Origin of the sequence: Nonomuraea salmonea (assembly GCF_042428605.1) — a bacterium.
GTDB classification, from domain to species: domain Bacteria; phylum Actinomycetota; class Actinomycetes; order Streptosporangiales; family Streptosporangiaceae; genus Nonomuraea; species Nonomuraea salmonea.
Genome location: NZ_JBHMCF010000011.1, coordinates 624,703 through 640,821 on the forward strand (window position 1 = coordinate 624,703; position 16,119 = coordinate 640,821).

Genomic DNA, 16,119 nt, shown 5'->3' on the forward strand with positions numbered 1-16,119 from the left:
CGCCATCGGCTTGACGCCGCCCGCCGCCGTTTGTGACACTTCGTCATGAAACGTCAGCACGAGCAGAGGTGGGCCGTGACCTCGTCCTTCTCAGAAACCCTGCGGAACGCCACGTGGGCCGACCACGAGTCCGCCGAGTCCGACGGCTACCTCTCCGCGCTGATGGCCGGCCGCCTGACCGAGCACGACTACGGCGAGATGGTGGCCCAGCACTACTTCGCGTACACCGCGCTCGACGGCGTCTCCCGCGAGCTGGCCGGCCACCCGGTGGCGGGCCGCTTCGTCTTCCCCGAGCTGTACCGCGAGCAGGCGCTCGAACGCGACCTCGCCACCATCTACGGCCCCGGCTGGCGCGAGCGCATCACCCCGTCGAAGGCCACCCGCACCCTCGTGGCCCGCATCCACCAGGTCGCCGACTGGCCGGGCGGCTACGTCGCCCACCACTACACCCGCTACCTCGGCGACCTGTCCGGCGGCCAGTTCATCCGCATGGAACTGCAGAAGATCTACGGCTACGCCAAGGGCGGAGGCGTCGACTTCTACATCTTCGACGACCTGGGCAGCCTCCCCCGCTTCAAGACGGAGTACCGCTCCCGCCTCGACGCCCTCGGCCAGGATCTGGACGACCGCGAGCAACAGCGCATGATCGCCGAGGTCCGCCTGGCCTACCAGCTCAACACCGAAGTCCTGAGCGACCTCCGCCACCTCGTCAAAACCGCCGCCTGACCCGGTCAGGCGCACGGATCCCGCAGCGGCACGGCCCGCTCGGCGAACTCCTCGCGCAGCCGCCTCAGGCGCGGGCCCGCCTGGTAGTAGCGTCCCTTGGTCTCCCCGTACGGCTGGAGCCACTTCCTGGCGGCGAGCTCGCGCAGGTCGCGGGCGGCCTGGCCCTGGCTGAGGTCCTGGTCGGCCTGGTAACGGCTGCGCCGCAGCCGCCGGTTCACGAACGCCTCGTAGAGCGCCGACACGCACCGATCGTTCAGCCCGTCGGCGTCCACCTGCTCCTCCAGGTACGTCCAGATCTCGCCCGCCTCGGCCAGCCTGGCCGCCACCCGCTGCGCCTGCATGTGGTGCGCCCTGAGACAGAACCGCACCCAGGCGAGCGTGTCGCCGTGCGGGCTCCAGCGGCGCCGGCCGACCGCGCCCAGCACGTCGTAGTACTCGATGGTCGTGCGCTGCTGCCCGAGCCACTCCTCGATCGAGCAGAACTCCGGGGTCATGATCTGGTCACGGCCCAGGACCAGGGTCTGGAGGGCTCGCGACATGCGGCCGTTCCCGTCGCGCCACGGGTGGATGTTGACCAGGTTTAGGTGCGCCATCGCAGCCCGCACGTAGCTCGGCGCCTCCAGGTCGCCCTCGTTGAGCCAGGCGACCAGCTCGTCCAGGAGCGCGGGGACGAGCACGGCGTCCGGGCCCTCGTAGACGACCCGGCCGGATGAGAAGTCGCGCACGTAGATGGCGCCGGAACGGATGACGCCCGGAGACTGGGGGCCGTGATGGCCGATCATCATGAAGTTGAGTGCGTTCAGCAGGCCGGCGTCGTAGCGGAACGCCGGGGCGCGGGACAGCGACCTGATGTACGTCAGCGCCTGCTGGTACCCGGCGATCTCCTTGGTCACCGCATTCGACGCGTCCAGGGGCTCCTCCCCCGCCATGATGGATTGGACGTCCTCCACGCTGGCGCGGTAACCCTCGATCGCGTTGGAACCCTGGATCGCACGCGCCTGCAACTGCCTGCGCAACTGACCATCCCACCGGTGGGTCTCGGCCAACCGGTATTCAAGGTCCTGTCGCATGTCCTCGATCTCGGCCAGCACGACCTTGTCCGCCGCCTCAAGCGCAGGAGTCCCGTAGAGCATGCCGCCATGAAAGCATGAACGAATCATTCGGCCAAAGGAATGAATGATTCATCCATTATGTCGTTTCCCCGTGTCATGGGTGGCCGCGTTGGGCGGGAGCCGGGGCTTGGGGCGGCCTACGATGGGGGTATGCCCCGGATCAAGGCCGCCACCATCGGTGAGCATCGTGCTCAGACGCGCGACCGCATTCTGCAGGCCGTGTCGCGGTTGTCGCGGGTGCAGGGCATCGATGCGATCTCCATGACGGACGTCGCCCATGAGGCCGGGATCACCCGAACTGTTCTGTACAACTATTTTCCCGACAAGGCGGCTCTGCTGCTGGCGTTCACCGAGCGGGTGACGCACTACTTCATCGAGAGTTACGAGCGGGAGCTGCCGGTCGGGGCGTCCCCGTCCGAGCGGCTGCGAGGGTTCGTGCGGCTGCAGTTGGCCGGGCTCGTTGCTCATCCGCATCCCGGGGCCGCTGATCTCAGTGCGGCTCTGGGGCCTGATGCCTATCAGCGGCTGGCCGAGCATGTCGCGCCCATGCAGCGGGTGCTGGTGGACATCCTGGAGAGCGGGGTCGAGGCCGGTGAGTTCCGGGTGCTCGACGTCGCGGCCACCGCCCGGATGGTGCTCGCGGTCATCGGGGCTGAGCGGGTGCCGCTGATCAGTGGTGAGGTGACGGTGGAGGCGGCCGGGGAGCTGGTCTCCGAGTTCGTCTTGAGGGCCTTGGCCCCTCGGTCGCATGAGTGATCCGGCCGGGCGGGTCAACGGGCACGTCGCCGTCAAGTCGGCTCGGGGGCGGTGGATTCTCGGGGCCACGGTGCTCGGGTCGGGGCTGGCGCTGCTCGACGGCACTGTGGTGAACGTGGCGCTGCCGTTCCTCGGCCGCGAGCTCGACGCGCAGATGGACGGGCTGCAGTGGACGGTCAACGCGTACACGCTGACGCTCGCCGGGCTCATCCTCCTGGGCGGGTCGCTCGGTGATCGGTACGGCCGGCGGCGGATCTTCCTGGTCGGCGTCGTCTGGTTCGCGATCGCCTCGGCGCTGTGCGGCCTGTCGCCGAACATCGAGGTCCTCATCGCGGCACGCGCCCTGCAAGGTGTTGGCGGGGCACTGCTGACGCCGGGGTCGCTGGCGATCATCCAGGCCAGTTTCGTGCGCCACGACCGGCCGCGCGCGGTGGGCGTGTGGTCCGGGCTGGGCGGCGTGGCGAGCGCGGTCGGGCCGCTGCTGGGCGGCTGGGTGGTGCAGACGGCCGGCTGGCGGTGGGCGTTCCTCATCAACCTGCCGTTCGCGGTGCTCATCGTGATCGTCACGCTGCGGCACGTGCCGGAGAGCCGGGACGAGGAGGCCGCGGGGCGGTTCGACGTGCTCGGATCCGTGCTGGCGGCGCTGGCGCTGGCCGGCATCACGTACGGGCTGATCCAGCAGGGCGCGGCGGTGCCGCTGATCGCAGGGCTGGTCCTGGCGGCGGCGTTCGTGGTCGTCGAGGTGCGCAGGTCGCCGGACGCGCTGGTGCCGGTGGGCATCTTCCGCGACCGGGTGTTCACGGCGGTGAACGTCGTGACGCTCGTCATGTACGCCGCCATGGGCGTGGTGTTCTTCCTGCTGGTGGTGCAGCTCCAGGTGGTCTCCGGGTTCTCGCCCATCGCGGCCGGGATGGCGATGCTGCCGGCGACGATCCTGATGATGCTGCTGTCGGCCAGGGCCGGCGAGCTCGCCAAACGGTACGGCCCGCGCCGCCCCATGACGATCGGGCTGCTCGCGGCGGGCGGCGGCTTCCTGGCGATGAGCACGATCGGGTTCGGCGCCTCCTACGCCTTCCAGGTGCTGCCCGCGGTCACCCTGTTCGGGCTGGGGCTGTCGGCGACGGTCGCGCCGCTGACCGCGACCGTGCTGGCCTCGGCCGACGAGCGGCACGCGGGCATGGCCAGCGGCGTCAACAACGCGGTCGCGCGGACCGGCGGGCTGCTGGCGGTGGCCGCGGTGCCGCCGCTGGTGGGGCTGGTGGGCGACGCCTTCCAGAACCCGCCGGTGTTCGACGCGGGGTTCAGGACGGCGATGCTGATCTCGGGGGCGATGATGGTCGTCGCGGCGGTGCTCACGTGGGTGACGATCAGGTCGAACGTGCTGGCCGCCGACTGACCGGAGCGCTAGAAGGTGAAGCGCTGGCTGCGGACGCTGTTGTCGAAGTTCGACAGCAGCAGCTCGGGCTCGCCCACCGTGCGGATCTCGGGCAGCCGGGTGAGCAGCTCGCGGAACATCGTCCGCATCTCCTGCCGCGCGAGGTTGGCGCCCAGGCAGAAGTGCGGGCCTGGGCCGCCGAAGCCGACGTGGGGCTTGGTGTCGCGGGTGATGTCGAACGCGTCGGGCTCGGGGAAGACCGTCTCGTCGCGGTTGGCGGAGCCGTAGAAGAGCACGACCTTGTCGCCCTTCTTCAGCTCCAGGCCGCGCAGCGAGTAGTCCTGGGTGACCGTGCGGCGGAACTGCATGATGGGCGAGACGTAGCGGACCATCTCCTCGATGGCGCCGTTGACGTGGCTGTCGAAGTCGCTCATGAGCAGCTCGCGCTGCGCGGGGTTCTCGGTGAGCAGCCTGATGCCGTGGGCCATCGTGTTGCGTGCGGTCTCGTTGCCGGCCACCAGCAGCAGCGAGAAGAACGAGCCGAGCTCCTTGTCGGTCAGCTTCTCCCCGTCGGGGTTGGCGTTGACCAGCAGGGACACCAGGTCGCCCTTGGGGTCGGCGGCGCGCTCGTGGCCGAGCTTGATGACCATGCGCTGGAGCGCGAACAGCGCCATCATGTTCTGGCCGGCCATCTGGACGGTGCGGGCCAGGCTGGGGCGCACGCCGGTGTAGGCGGTGGAGATGTCGACGTGGCGGTGCACCTGCTCGCGCAGCTCCTGCGGGATGTCGAGCATGTCGCAGATGACGTGGATGGGCAGCCGGGCGGCCACCTGGGAGACGAAGTCGCGCGGGCCGTCCTTCACGACGTCGTCGACGATGCGGGCGCACGCGGCCTCGATGTCGCTCTGCAGGCCGGCCAGCATCTTCGGGCTGAACGAGCGGGTCACGATGCGGCGCAGGCGGGCGTGGCGCGGGTCGTCCATGTTGACCATCGACTCGCCGAACACCTGCTTGACCCAGCCGGGCGGCTCGGGGTTGGTGACGGCCGGCTCGCTGGAGAAGACCTTCGCGTTGCGGCTGGCCTCGACGACGTCGGCGTGGCGGACGAGGGCGTAGAAGCCCTTGCCGGAGCGCAGGAACGGCACCTTCTTCTCGGGGAAGAACACCGGGTGCTCCAGTTGCCGGAGCCGGGCGAAAGCCTCATTCCGCTCTTTCAGCGGCTTGCCCCAGAAATCCAGATCGGCGAGGTCGATGTCCACCGTCCTATCCTGGCACGGTCCCACGCCGCTCCGGCCATCGACGGCCGTACCGGAAACCCCTGCCGCCACGGGGCCCGCGCGACCCGGACACGGATGTGCATCCTGCCCTTCTGGCGCGTTCTCGCGGCGTTAAGCCCCAATTCGCGCCGTCTGGTCTTACTGGCGGTATGAACGCGCTGCTCGCCGCTCTCCTGGTCCTCCCCCTCGCCTCAGGTACGGCTCCCGCCGCCGCCCGCGCGTGCGGCGGGCACCCGCTGGACTTCGACGCCGACGGCCGCCCCGACCTCGCCGTGGCCGCCCCGTACGCCCACGACAGGGCCGGTTCGGTGACCGTCATGTACGGGTCGGGTGAGCGCGTCGAGCTGACCCAGGACGGCGCGGAACCGGGCGACGCGTTCGGGTCGGCGCTGGCCGTGGGCGACTTCAACGGGGACCGCTGCGCCGACCTCGCGGTGGGAGTGTCGGAGGAGTTCACCGGCGAGCGGGTGCCGGGCGGCGACGGCAACGGGGTGGTCCAGGTGTACGACGGCTCGCCTCGGGGGCTCGTACCAGGAAGGGAGCTGGCACTGGCCAGGCCGTCCAGCGACCGGTTCGGCGCGGCGCTGGCGGCCGGCGACCTCGACGGCGACGGCAGGGACGAGCTGATCGTGGGCGCGCCGAGCCACCGCTCGGGCGGCCAGGTCACGGTGTACGGGCTCAAGGGCCGCAAGCCGGTCGCGGTCAGCCAGAAGACCTCCTGGGTACGGCAGCGCGCCGCCGTCACCGACCAGTGGGGCGCCGCCCTGGCCACCGGCGACTTCGACGGCGACGGCAAGGACGAGCTGGTCGTGGGGGCGCCCGCCGACAGCGTGCGGCAGGACGGGCAGGGCTCGGTCACCGTCGTCGACGTACGGGCGCGGCGGGCGCGCCTGCTCACCCAGGCCACGCCCGGCATCCACGGGGCCGCGGAGAAGTGGGACGCGTTCGGCGCCGCCCTGGCCACCGGGGACTTCAACGGCGACGGCAGGGCCGACCTCGCCATCGGCGTGCCCGGTGAGGGCATCACCGAGAACCAGCGGGCCATGGACTACGGGGACGGCGCCGTGGACGTGCTCTACGGGTCGGGCGGCGGGCTGCGTACGGACAGGACCGAGGCGTGGTCGCAGAACAGCCTGGACGGCCGCCCCCGCTACTACGACCGGTTCGGGACGGCGCTCGCCGCCGCCGACCTCAACGGCGACGGCGTGGACGAACTGGCCGTCGGCGTGCCGGGCGAGAAGGCCGTGCAGGTGCTGGCAGGACGCCGGTCGGGCGGGCTGACGCGCGAAGGGAACCTGCTGGTCAAGGGCAAGGGGCAGGACTTCGGCGCGTCGGTGTCGGCGCTGCCGGGATGGGAGCGGTACCGGTCGCTGTCGGCGCAGCGCCGTCCCGTGTACGGGCTCGTGATCGCCTCCCCCGACCAGGGCCTCGTCATGTACGCGCCGGGCCGGCGCGGCTCGGACCGGGTCAGGCTCGGCAAGCTCCGCCGCCTCGCCGAGGGCACCGGCCTGTACGGCTACGCCTTCGGCTGACCTGGGGCAGGCGAGAGCCGGAGGGGGTCAGGGGCGGGCGTCGAGGGGCAGGAGAACGCGGAACAACGCGCCCTTGCCCGGCTCCGCTTCGGCCATGACGATCCCGCCGTGCGCCTCCACCAGCGTCGCCGCGATCGACAGCCCCAGCCCCGACCCGCCCGCGCTGCGTGCCGGATCGGCCCGGTAGAAGCGTTCGAACACGCGCTCCGCCACCTCGGGCGCGAACCCCGGCCCCTCGTCGGCCACCTCCACCACGGCGTGGTCGCCGTCGGCCCCCACCCGCACCTGGAACGGGGTGCCCGGCGGGGTGTGGGTGAGCGCGTTGGTGACGAGGTTGTTGAGCACCTGCCCGAGCCGGGTCTCGTCGCCGGTGACGACGACCTCGCCGTCGCCGCCGAACAGGCGTACCAGCTCGATCCGCCGGTCGGGCGCGAGCGTCTGGGCGTCGATGACGGCGGTGGCGCACAGGCTCAGCAGGTCCACGGGCCGCATCGCCAGCTCGCGCCGCTGGTCGAGCCTGGCCAGCAGCAGCATGTCCTCCACCAGCAGCCCCATCCTGGCGGCCTGGCCCTCGATGCGGCCGAGCAGCCGTACGGCCTCGTCCAGGTCCTTGGTCTCCCCCAGCCGGTACAGCTCGGCGAACCCCCTGATCGAGGTGAGCGGCGTGCGCAGCTCGTGGGAGGCGTCGGCCATGAACCGGCGCATCAGCTCCTCCGAGCGGCGGGCGGCGGTCGCGGACGCGCGGGCCGACTCGGCGGCCTCCTCGCGCTCGCGCACCGCGCTCTCGATGCGGGCGAGCATGGTGTTGAGCGAGCGGCCGAGCTTGCCGACCTCGGTGGTGCCGGCCCAGAGCGGCACGCGGCGCGACAGGTCGCCGCCGGCGATGTCGTTCGCGGTACGCGCGATCTCGCCCAGCGGGCGCAGGCTCCTGCGTACCAGCCAATAGCAGAGGAGCCCGAGCACGGCCAGCGTGCCGCCGCCGCCCACCGCCACGATGAGGGCGAGCTGGGAGACGGTGGCGTCCACCTCGCCGAGGCTGATGGCCATCATCCTGGTCTGGCCCGCGCGGGTGGGCACGGCGATGACCCGCCAGTTCGGACCGCCGGCGACGGTCGACTCGACGGTGAAGGGGCGCCCGTCGCGAACCCGCACCTCGGGGCCGGTCAGCCGGGGCAAAGCGGGCGTGTGCTCCTCGGTGGACTCGCTGAAGGTGCGCACCAGCTCGCCGCTCGGGTCGAGGACGACGCCGTGGAACAGGCCGAAGAAGCGCTGCGGCCGCCCGTCGGGGCGCGGGTCGACCGGCGGCAGCGTCTCGCGCGGCACGGCGGCCACGTGGAGCTGGCGATCGACGCGTTCGACCAGGTAGTTGCGCAGCAGCCGCACGGCGAACAGGCCGGTCAGCGTGATCGCGAGGGTGACCAGCAGCAGGGTGGCCGAGACGAGCCGCAGCCAGAGCGGCGCCCTGGACAGCTGTCTGCGCATCTTCCTCATATGCGGGGCGGGCGCAGGATGTAGCCGACGCCGCGCAGGGTGTGCAGGTATTTCTGCTCGCCGGTGTCGATCTTGCGGCGGAGGTAGGAGACGTACGACTCGACGAGCCCGACGTCGGTGCGCCAGTCGCCGTTCCAGACGTGGTCGAGGATCTGCTTCTTCGACAGCACCCGTCCCACGTTGAGCATGAAGTAGCGCAGCAGGCGGAACTCGGTCGGCGAGAGCCGGACGAGGACGCCGTCGCGCCAGACCTCGTGCGTCTCGTCGTCCAGCTCCACGTCGGCGACCCTGAGCCGGTTCGGCGGCGGGGCGCCGCGGCGGGTCCTGCGCAGCACGGCCCTGATGCGCGCGATGACCTCCTCCAGGCTGAACGGCTTGGTCACGTAGTCCTCGCCGAGCCCCAGCCCGGCCAGGCGGTCCTCGGGCGTGTCCTTGGCGGTCACGAACAGCACCGGAACCCGGCGGCCGCGGGACCGCAGCCTTCCCGCGACCGCCAGGCCGTCCAGATCGGGCAGCATCACGTCGAGCATCACCAGGTCCGGCGTGCTCTCCTCGGCCACCCGCAGCGCCTCCTTGCCGTCGGCCGCCGTCAGCACCTCGAACCCGGCCATGCGCAGGCTGGCCGAGAACAACTCCCTGATGTTGGGCTCGTCGTCGACCACCAGCAGCCTGGCCTCGGGCTCGCTCATCGCGGGCCGCCTCCCCGGGCGGCGGGGCCGCCCTGCGTGATGGAGGCGGCGGTCACCGTGCCGTCCGCGTCCGGCGTGCCGCGCACCACGATCGTGGCGCCCGGCTTCAGGTCGGCGACCTTGCCCGGCCTGGAGATCTGCACGGTGGTCTCGCCGGTGGTGGCGACGGTGACGCTCTCGCCGGTCACGGTCTTCAGGTGGACGGTGCCGTCCTCGACCTTCTCGACCGTGCCGGTCGTGCCGCCGCCGAAGCCGCCCGGCCGGCGGCCCTCCCTGCCCACGCCGCCCGGCCGCTCGCCGGACGCGGCCTGCCGTGACGGGCCCGCCTGCGGCGTGCCCAGCGACCGGCCCGGCGAGCCGCCCGAGCCGCCCGACGAGCCGAACGCGCTGTGCGCCTGGATGCCGATGAGGATCCCGGCCACCAGCACGACCCCGGCGCCCAGCGCGAGCGTGACCTTCGACAGGCCCCTCGCCGGCCGGACGGCGAGCTCCTCCCGCAGGTCGCCGGGGAACGGCGAGGAGTCCAGCTTGTCCAATGTCCCTCTCCTTACTCGTGGCGCAGGGCCTCGATCGGCCTGAGCTTGGCCGCCCGGTTGGCCGGGTAGCCGCCGAAGAACAGCCCGATCCCCACCGAGACGCCCAGCGCCAGCGCGACCGACGACGGCACGAGGACCGGCTCGATGCCGGCGATGCTGAACCTGGTCCCCGCGAACGCCACCAGCACCCCCGACAGGCCGCCGACCAGGCTCAGCAGCGTGGCCTCCATCAGGAACTGGCCCAGGATGGCGCTCCTGGGCGCGCCCAGCGCCTTGCGGACGCCGATCTCGCGGGTGCGCTCGGTGACCGTCACCAGCATGATGTTGGTGATGCCGATGCCGCCCACGAGCAGCGAGATCGCGGCGACCGCGGCGAGCAGCACGGTGAAGGTGCCGGTGGCCTCGCTGACGGTCTCCTGCAACGTCGCCTGGTTCAGGATGCGGTAGTCGGGATTGGTGGTGTTCGTGATGCCGTGTCGTTGGTTGAGGATAGCGGTGACCTCGGCCTGCGCCGCCGAGGTGGTGCCCGCTCCCGTCGCCTGCACGACGATCTGGTCCAGCGAGCCGAACCCGCTCAGGCTCTGCTGCACGGCGGGCAGCGGCGCCACGGCCACGTCGTCGGCGTCCTGCGCGCCGCTCGACCCGGCCTCCTTGAGCACCCCGACCACCGTGAACGGCACCCCCGACACGCTCACCTGTTCGCCGATCGGGTCGGCGGAGCCGAACAGCTCGTCCGCCACGGTCTGGCCGATCACCATGACCTTCCTGGCGGCCGTCACGTCGTCGTTGTAGAAGTAGGCGCCCTTCGCGACCGGCTTGTTGACGGCCTCGAAGTAGCTCGGGTAGGTGCCGACGAGCTGGGCGATCGGGTGGGCGGCGGCGCCGTACGAGGCAGGGGCCGCCGAGACCGTCACCACCGGCGAGACGCTGCGGACGGACGGGGCAAGCGTCGCGTCCGTCAGCGCCTTGGCGTCGGCCAGGCTGAGCTGCCTGGCCTGCGTACGCGGCCCGGTGTTGCCGCCCCTGCCGGGACCCCGCTGGCCGCCACCGCCGCCCCCTGAGAAGGAGGGCGAGATGGTCAGCGTGTTCGCGCCGAGCCGCTGGATGTTCTGCTGGATGCTGCGTGACGAGCCCTCGGCGACGGCCACCAGCATGATCACGGCGGCCACCCCGATGAGGATGCCGAGCGTGGTGAGCGCGCTGCGCATCTTGTTGGCCAGCAGGCCGCGCAGGGCGAAGCGGAGGATCTCGACCTGGTTCACGGGGCGGCCTCCGGCAGGCGGGGCGGCGGGCCGTCCACCGGAGCCTGACGGCGGTCGTCCACGATCTCGCCGTCCACCAGCCGGATCACCCGCTTGGCGTGCCCGGCCACGTCGTCCTCGTGGGTGATGAGCACGATCGTGCGGCCCGACGCGCTGAGCCGGTCGAGGATCTCCAGGACGTCGCGGGTCGAGGCGGTGTCGAGGTTGCCGGTCGGCTCGTCCGCCAGCAGCAGCGCGGGCGCGGTCACCAGGGCTCTGGCCACGGCGACCCGCTGCTGCTGGCCACCGGAGAGCTGGTTCGGCTGGTGGTGCACCCGGTCGGTCAGGCCGACCTGCTCCAGCGCGGCCAGCGCGCGGGCGCGCCGCTCGGCCGGGCGCACGCCGCCGTAGACGAGGGGCAGCTCGACGTTGGCGAGGGCGCTCATGCGCGGGATCAGGTTGAACGACTGGAAGACGAAGCCGACGCGGCGGTTGCGCAGCAGCGCGAGCCGGTGCTCGTCGAGGCGGCCGGCGTCGGCGCCGTCGATCAGGTACGTGCCCGAGGTGGGGACGTCGAGGCAGCCGAGGATGTTCATCAGCGTGGACTTGCCGGAGCCCGACGCGCCCATGATGGCCACGTAGTCGCCGCGCTCGACGTCCAGGCTGACGCCGCGCAGCGCGCGCACCCTCGCCTCGCCGGCGCCGTACTCCTTGACCAGGTTCCGCACCCGCAGGACCGGGACCGTCCCCGCGGTCCTTCCCTCCGCCGTCACCGCCGGCCCCCGCCCGGGAAGCCGCCGCCGAAGCGCTGCCCGCCGCCGGTCCGCTGGCCGGTGGACGGGGTGGACGGGGTGGACGGCGGCACGATCTCGTCGCCCTCGGACACGCCGGACGTGATCTCGGTGAGCGTGGCGCCCTGGACGCCGACCTCGACCGGGGTCCTGACCTGGCGCCCGTCCCGCAGCACGGTGACCGTGGCCCGGCCGCCGCTCGTGGAGATCGCCGTGGAGGGGACGGTGACCACGTTCTCCGCCCGGCCGGTGATGACCTCGACCGTGGCGGTCTGTCCCAGCCTGATCTGGTCCGGCACTTTTGTGAACGTGATCGTCACCGGGTAGCGCACGACGTTCTCGCTGGTGGCGGCGACCGGCTCGATCTGCGTCACCCTGCCGGTCGCGGTCACGCCGGGCAGCGCGTCGAACGTGATCGTCGCTTGCCGGCCCTTCTTCAGCCGGCCCGCGTCCGACTCGGTGAAGGTGCCGACGAGCTGGAGCTTCGTGGTGTCGGCCAGCTCGATGAAGCCGGTGCTCGCGCCCGTCCCCTGCCCGCCTTGCGGGTTGCCGATGCCGGTGCCAGTGCCGGTGCCAGTGCCGGTGCCAGTGCCGGTGCCAGTGCCGGTGCCAGTGCCGGCACTGGTTCCGCCCACCGAGCCGTTCACCGCCGTGATCGTGCCCTTGAACGGGGCCTTGAGGACCGTGGCCGCCACCGTGCGCCGGGCCTCGCGATAGGCGTTGCGGGCCTTGATGAAGGCGGCGTAGAGCTGCGCCGTGCCCGTCCCGTCGGATACGGCGCTGTCGTACGCGGCCTTCGCCGCTGTCAGGCTCTCCTGGGCCGCCGCGTCGTCCAGCCTGGCCAGGATGTCGCCCTTGGCGACCTTGTCCCCTGCCTTGACGTAGATCTTCTCGACGGTGCCGCTCGTACCGAACGACAGCGCGCGCGACAAGGAGCTCTCCACCGCGCCCGACGCCGACACCGACGCGGTCACCGAGCCGCGCCCCGCTGTCACCGTGCGCACCGCCGTCTCGCCCGCCGCCTGATCCGTGCCGAGCTGCGCGTACACGAGGCCGGCACCGCCCAGCAAGAGCACCGTCAGCGCCCCGTTGGTCAACAGCGCCCTGCGCCTGATCGACACCTTCACGAGCGGTGACCCTCGCACACCAGGCTGCGACGCAGCCGCGAGCAAGCTGAACGTTCGCTGGACGGCGGCGGCGCCCATCCGGCGTCCAGGAAACTCTGAGGGTGCGCGCAGGCTGCCGCCAACCTGCTCGGCCAGGATGTCCCCTCATGAGACCGAGATTCGTGCTGGGCGGGCTCGCCCTCGCCGTGCTCGTGGCCGGGTCCGGCCTCGCGCTGGCGCTGGCGCTGCGCGACGATCCCCGGCCGGCCGCCCAGGTACGGCTGGCCGCCGCACAGCGCGGGCAGGTCACGGCCTCGGTCAGCGCGGCGGGCAACACCGTGGACGGCTCCCGCCGCGACCTGGCGTTCGGCTCGGCCGGGACGGTGACGAAGGTGTACGTCGAGGCCGGGGTCAAGGTGCGCAAGGGCCAGGTGCTGGCCAGGATCGACGGGCGGGCGGCGCGGGAGGCGTACGAGGCGGCCAAGGCCGACCTGGCCGCCGCCCAAGAGGCCCTGGACCAAGCCTCCTCAGCCACCACCGCCCCGGCAACCACCACCGCCCCGGAAACCACCACGGCCGCCGAGGCCGCCCCTGAAGCCACCGGCGGTGGGACCGCGGGGACAGGCTGCGTGCCCGCCGCCGGTGCCGTCCTCGGCCCCGAGGCGCCGTTCAGCCCGCATCCGACCCGCACGCACGGCCCTGAGCCGACCGATCTCCCCGAGCCGCAGCCGACCGTCACCGTCACCGCGTCGGCCACCGTGACTGCCACCGTGACGGCCACCGCGACGGTGACGGCCACGGTCACCGCGACGGTCACCGCGCCCGTCACCGCGCCCGTCACCGCGACCGCCACCGCCGCTCCCCCGCCCGCCGTGCCCACGCCTGACCCGTCCGACGGCGGCCTGCGGGGCCTTCCCGGTGACGGCACCCCGGGGGTGGTCGGTGTGGACGACACCCCGGAGCCTTCGCCGACCGCGTCCCCGAAGCCGTCAAGGAAGGCCGCCACCAGCGCGAGGCCGACGGTAGTGAGGCAGCCCAAGACGTCCAGGCCGGGTGAGTGCGCCAGGACCGGGACCCGGCAGGCCAGGACGGGCGGCACCAAGGGCTCGACGGGCAAGGGCGGGCTCAGCGCCGAGCAGGCCGCCGTGAACGTGGACCGCGCCGAGACCGCCGTCGAGCAGGCCGCGGACGCCGTACGGGCGGCCAGGATCGTCGCCCCCGTGGCGGGCACGGTGCTGTCGGTCGCGGGCGCGAGCGGCGACAAGGCGGGCACCGGCACCTTCATCACGCTGGGCGACCTGGACGAGCTGCAGGTCCGGGCCATGGTCACCGAGTCCGACGTGAACCGGCTGACGGTCGGCCAGCACGCCGCGATCACGCTGGCGACCCGCGCGGGCGAGCGGTACACGGGCACGGTCACGGCCGTCGCGCCGTCCGCCACCGTGTCCGACCGGCTGGTCAGGTATGCGGTGACGCTGGCCTTCGACAAGCCGCCCGCCGGGCTCATGCTCGGGCAGACCGCGTCGGTGACGATCACCACGGGCGAGGCCAGGGACGCCCTTTACGTGCCGGCGTCCGCGGTGCGCAGCCGTTCCGACGGGACACAGGTCGTCACCGTGCGCGCCGGCGGCAGGGACTCGGCCAAGGTCGTCCGCACGGGGGTGCGCGGCGACCAGTACGTGCAGGTCACCTCGGGGCTGAGCGAACGGGACCAGGTGGTCATGCCGGGCGGCACGTCGGGCGAGTTCCCCGACGCGAGCTGGCCCGGCACTTGAGCCGGCCGGGCCGGGCGCCCGCCACCCGCGCGCCCGGCCCGGTCACCGGCCGGGCCCCGGCGAAACCTGCCACGCCGGGGCCCGGCCGACCCCCCATCCGATTGAGCGAACTCGCAGGCGGCCTTCAGCAACTCTTCAGGTCAGGCCGGTGGCGCGGCTTGGGCGGCGGCGGAGCGATCCTGTGCCGCCGGGACGGTGAGGCGGTGGGAGGTCTTCGCGGGGGCGCCTCTGCGGGAGATGTAGTCGAGGGTGCGGAAGTCCACCGACAACTCGTCCCTGGTCAGCCGCCCCATCAGGTAGCCGCGCCGCTGGTCGATGTAGGAGAAGTGCGGGTTCTCCTGCAACGCCTCGGAGATCCACGTACGGTCGCGGTACCCGTCGCCGTCGCTGGCGATCGACGACGCCACCAGTTCCCTGGCCACCACCGGCGAGTCGGGGTCGTCGAAGTCGGTCTTGAGCTCGGCCAGGTGGTGCATGTGGGCGTCGCCGGTCAGCACCACGGGGTTGGCGGTGCGGCCCAGGGCGGTCAGCAGGCGGGTGCGCTCGGCGGCGTAGCCGTCCCAGGAGTCGAGGTTGACCTCGCGCCCCGGCCCGGTCCTGAAGTCGCGCTGCGCCACCATGATCTGCTGCCCGAGCAGGTTCCAGCGGGCGGTGGAGGCGTCCAGGCCGCGCTCCAGCCAGCGCCACTGGCCGGCGCCGAGCAGCGTACGCCGGTCGTCGAGCCGGTCGTCGCACCCGGCCCGCACGCCGTCGAGGCACGCCTGGTCGTCGCGGAACTGCCGGGTGTCGAGCAGGTGGAAGCGGGCCAGCGTGCCCCAGGAGACCCGCCGGTTCACCCGCAGCACCGCGCCCTGGAGGCTGGCGCGGCGCAGCGGCATGTTCTCGTAGTACGCGCGGAACGCCTGCGCCCGCCGCTGCTCGAAGCCGGGCGCGCCGGTGCTGGAGACGTGGCCGGCCCAGTTGTTCTCCACCTCGTGGTCGTCGAACGCCACCAGCCACGGCGCCACCGCGTGGGCCGCCTGGAGGTCGGGGTCGCTCTTGTACTGGGCGTGACGCAGCCGGTAGTCGGCCAGGGTGCGGCACTTGCCGGGCGTGTGGGTGCGGACGCGGCCGGCGAGGGCGGTGTAGCCGCTGGGGCCGTACTCGTACATGTAGTCGCCGAGGAACACCACCAGCTGCGGCTCCTGCTCGGCGAGGCGGCGGTAGGCGGTGTAGAAGCCGTGCTCGTAGTGGGCGCACGCGGCGACGGCGAAGTGCAGCGGCGTCTCCCCCACCGGCGTCGTACGGGTGCGCCCGGCCGGCGACAGCCTGCCCTCGCTCTTGAAGCGGTAGAAGTATTCGCGCCCCGGCTCCAGCCCCTTCAGCTCGACGTGCACGCTGTGCGCGTCGCGGGCGCGGGCGGTGGCGGTGCCGGACCTGACGATCCCGCGGAACCGTTCGTCGGCGGCGACCTGCCAGGCCACCTCGACGTCGCGGGACGGCATGCCGCCGCGCCCGTCGCCGCCGAGGGGGTCGGCGGCCAGTCGGGTCCACAGCACGAAGCCGTCGGTGGAGGGGTCTCCCGAGGCGACGCCGAGGGTGAAGGGGTCGGTCTTGAGCGTTCTGGAGGTCGCGGCCGCCGGGAGGGCGGGCGAGGAGACGAGGAGGCCGGCTGTCGCCGCTGTCAGGAAGGCTCTGCGGTCCACGCTCCCAGGTATCGCCTCCCGGTCTGA

At 72.4% G+C, this 16,119-nt stretch carries 14 protein-coding genes; 5 read left to right on the forward strand and 9 right to left on the reverse strand.

Translation table 11 applies throughout. From position 1 onward, the window contains the following. The first annotated feature begins 45 nt into the window (after positions 1-45). Positions 46-726 carry a biliverdin-producing heme oxygenase gene (locus ACFFR3_RS13235; RefSeq protein ID WP_379483196.1) on the forward strand — a complete coding sequence of 227 codons (681 nt, stop codon included), beginning with the start codon at positions 46-48 and terminating at the stop codon, positions 724-726. Positions 727-731: 5 nt separating this feature from the next. Here the strand turns inward: ACFFR3_RS13235 and ACFFR3_RS13240 are convergent, their stop codons facing one another. Continuing rightward, on the reverse strand, positions 732-1,859 hold the full coding sequence (locus ACFFR3_RS13240; RefSeq protein WP_379483197.1) for a Fic family protein: 1,128 nt from the start codon (positions 1,857-1,859) through the stop codon (positions 732-734). 129 nt (positions 1,860-1,988) lie between these two features. Between ACFFR3_RS13240 and ACFFR3_RS13245 the strand changes: the two genes are divergently transcribed. Both ACFFR3_RS13245 and ACFFR3_RS13250 read left to right on the forward strand, forming a co-directional pair. Continuing rightward, entirely contained in the window at positions 1,989-2,594 is a 606-nt protein-coding gene (locus tag ACFFR3_RS13245) for a TetR/AcrR family transcriptional regulator (RefSeq protein WP_345402029.1), read from the forward strand. After that, positions 2,587-3,990 (forward strand): MFS transporter, encoded by a 1,404-nt coding sequence (locus tag ACFFR3_RS13250; protein WP_345402026.1) that lies wholly within the window; start codon positions 2,587-2,589, stop codon positions 3,988-3,990. The genes ACFFR3_RS13245 and ACFFR3_RS13250 overlap by 8 nt, the downstream gene beginning before the upstream one ends. 8 nt (positions 3,991-3,998) lie before the next feature. On the opposite strand, the gene ACFFR3_RS13255 is transcribed toward ACFFR3_RS13250, so the two are convergent. Next, on the reverse strand, positions 3,999-5,228 hold the full coding sequence (locus ACFFR3_RS13255) for a cytochrome P450 (protein WP_345402023.1): 1,230 nt from the start codon (positions 5,226-5,228) through the stop codon (positions 3,999-4,001). A 167-nt stretch (positions 5,229-5,395) separates the two neighbouring features. Between ACFFR3_RS13255 and ACFFR3_RS13260 the strand changes: the two genes are divergently transcribed. Next, positions 5,396-6,778 (forward strand): FG-GAP-like repeat-containing protein, encoded by a 1,383-nt coding sequence (locus ACFFR3_RS13260; RefSeq protein WP_345402020.1) that lies wholly within the window; start codon positions 5,396-5,398, stop codon positions 6,776-6,778. A 27-nt stretch (positions 6,779-6,805) separates the two neighbouring features. Here the strand turns inward: ACFFR3_RS13260 and ACFFR3_RS13265 are convergent, their stop codons facing one another. Genes ACFFR3_RS13265 through ACFFR3_RS13290 form a run of 6 tightly spaced genes read right to left on the reverse strand, consistent with a single transcriptional unit; the run spans position 6,806 to position 12,653 of the window. Further along, positions 6,806-8,260, reverse strand: coding sequence for a sensor histidine kinase (locus ACFFR3_RS13265; RefSeq protein WP_379483198.1), 1,455 nt, complete (start codon positions 8,258-8,260; stop codon positions 6,806-6,808). Between the two features lie 5 nt (positions 8,261-8,265). Continuing rightward, a complete protein-coding gene (locus ACFFR3_RS13270; RefSeq protein ID WP_345402017.1) occupies positions 8,266-8,958 on the reverse strand; it encodes a response regulator transcription factor in 693 nt (230 codons plus the stop codon). Then, positions 8,955-9,494, reverse strand: a complete 540-nt coding sequence (locus ACFFR3_RS13275; RefSeq protein WP_345402014.1) for a hypothetical protein — start codon at positions 9,492-9,494, stop codon at positions 8,955-8,957. The genes ACFFR3_RS13270 and ACFFR3_RS13275 overlap by 4 nt, the downstream gene beginning before the upstream one ends. Positions 9,495-9,505: 11 nt before the next feature. Continuing rightward, positions 9,506-10,756 (reverse strand): ABC transporter permease, encoded by a 1,251-nt coding sequence (locus tag ACFFR3_RS13280; protein WP_379483199.1) that lies wholly within the window; start codon positions 10,754-10,756, stop codon positions 9,506-9,508. After that, the gene (locus tag ACFFR3_RS13285; protein WP_364366546.1) at positions 10,753-11,508 is read right to left on the reverse strand and encodes an ABC transporter ATP-binding protein; all 756 of its coding nucleotides are present in this window, start codon (positions 11,506-11,508) and stop codon (positions 10,753-10,755) included. Before ACFFR3_RS13285 ends, ACFFR3_RS13280 begins: the two co-directional genes overlap by 4 nt. Beyond that, complete coding sequence (locus ACFFR3_RS13290; protein ID WP_379483200.1) at positions 11,505-12,653, reverse strand: efflux RND transporter periplasmic adaptor subunit; 1,149 nt, start codon at positions 12,651-12,653, stop codon at positions 11,505-11,507. The genes ACFFR3_RS13285 and ACFFR3_RS13290 overlap by 4 nt, the downstream gene beginning before the upstream one ends. Positions 12,654-12,799: 146 nt before the next feature. On the opposite strand from ACFFR3_RS13290, the gene ACFFR3_RS13295 reads away from it, so the two are divergent. Further along, complete coding sequence (locus tag ACFFR3_RS13295; RefSeq protein WP_345402002.1) at positions 12,800-14,407, forward strand: efflux RND transporter periplasmic adaptor subunit; 1,608 nt, start codon at positions 12,800-12,802, stop codon at positions 14,405-14,407. A 140-nt stretch (positions 14,408-14,547) separates the two neighbouring features. On the opposite strand, the gene ACFFR3_RS13300 is transcribed toward ACFFR3_RS13295, so the two are convergent. Then, positions 14,548-16,092, reverse strand: coding sequence for an alkaline phosphatase D family protein (locus ACFFR3_RS13300; RefSeq protein ID WP_345401999.1), 1,545 nt, complete (start codon positions 16,090-16,092; stop codon positions 14,548-14,550). Between the last annotated feature and the right edge of the window lie 27 nt (positions 16,093-16,119).

Excerpts from the sequence above, each read along its gene's own strand:
- ACFFR3_RS13260 (WP_345402020.1), top strand. The coding sequence starts at position 5,396 with ATGAACGCGCTGCTCGCCGCTCTCCTGGTCCTCCCCCTCGCCTCAGGT.
- ACFFR3_RS13245 (WP_345402029.1), top strand. The coding sequence starts at position 1,989 with ATGCCCCGGATCAAGGCCGCCACCATCGGTGAGCATCGTGCTCAGACG.
- ACFFR3_RS13240 (WP_379483197.1), bottom strand. The coding sequence starts at position 1,859 with ATGCTCTACGGGACTCCTGCGCTTGAGGCGGCGGACAAGGTCGTGCTG.
- ACFFR3_RS13250 (WP_345402026.1), top strand. The coding sequence starts at position 2,587 with ATGAGTGATCCGGCCGGGCGGGTCAACGGGCACGTCGCCGTCAAGTCG.
- ACFFR3_RS13270 (WP_345402017.1), bottom strand. The coding sequence starts at position 8,958 with ATGAGCGAGCCCGAGGCCAGGCTGCTGGTGGTCGACGACGAGCCCAAC.
- ACFFR3_RS13265 (WP_379483198.1), bottom strand. The coding sequence starts at position 8,260 with ATGCGCAGACAGCTGTCCAGGGCGCCGCTCTGGCTGCGGCTCGTCTCG.
- ACFFR3_RS13235 (WP_379483196.1), top strand. The coding sequence starts at position 46 with ATGAAACGTCAGCACGAGCAGAGGTGGGCCGTGACCTCGTCCTTCTCA.
- ACFFR3_RS13295 (WP_345402002.1), top strand. The coding sequence starts at position 12,800 with ATGAGACCGAGATTCGTGCTGGGCGGGCTCGCCCTCGCCGTGCTCGTG.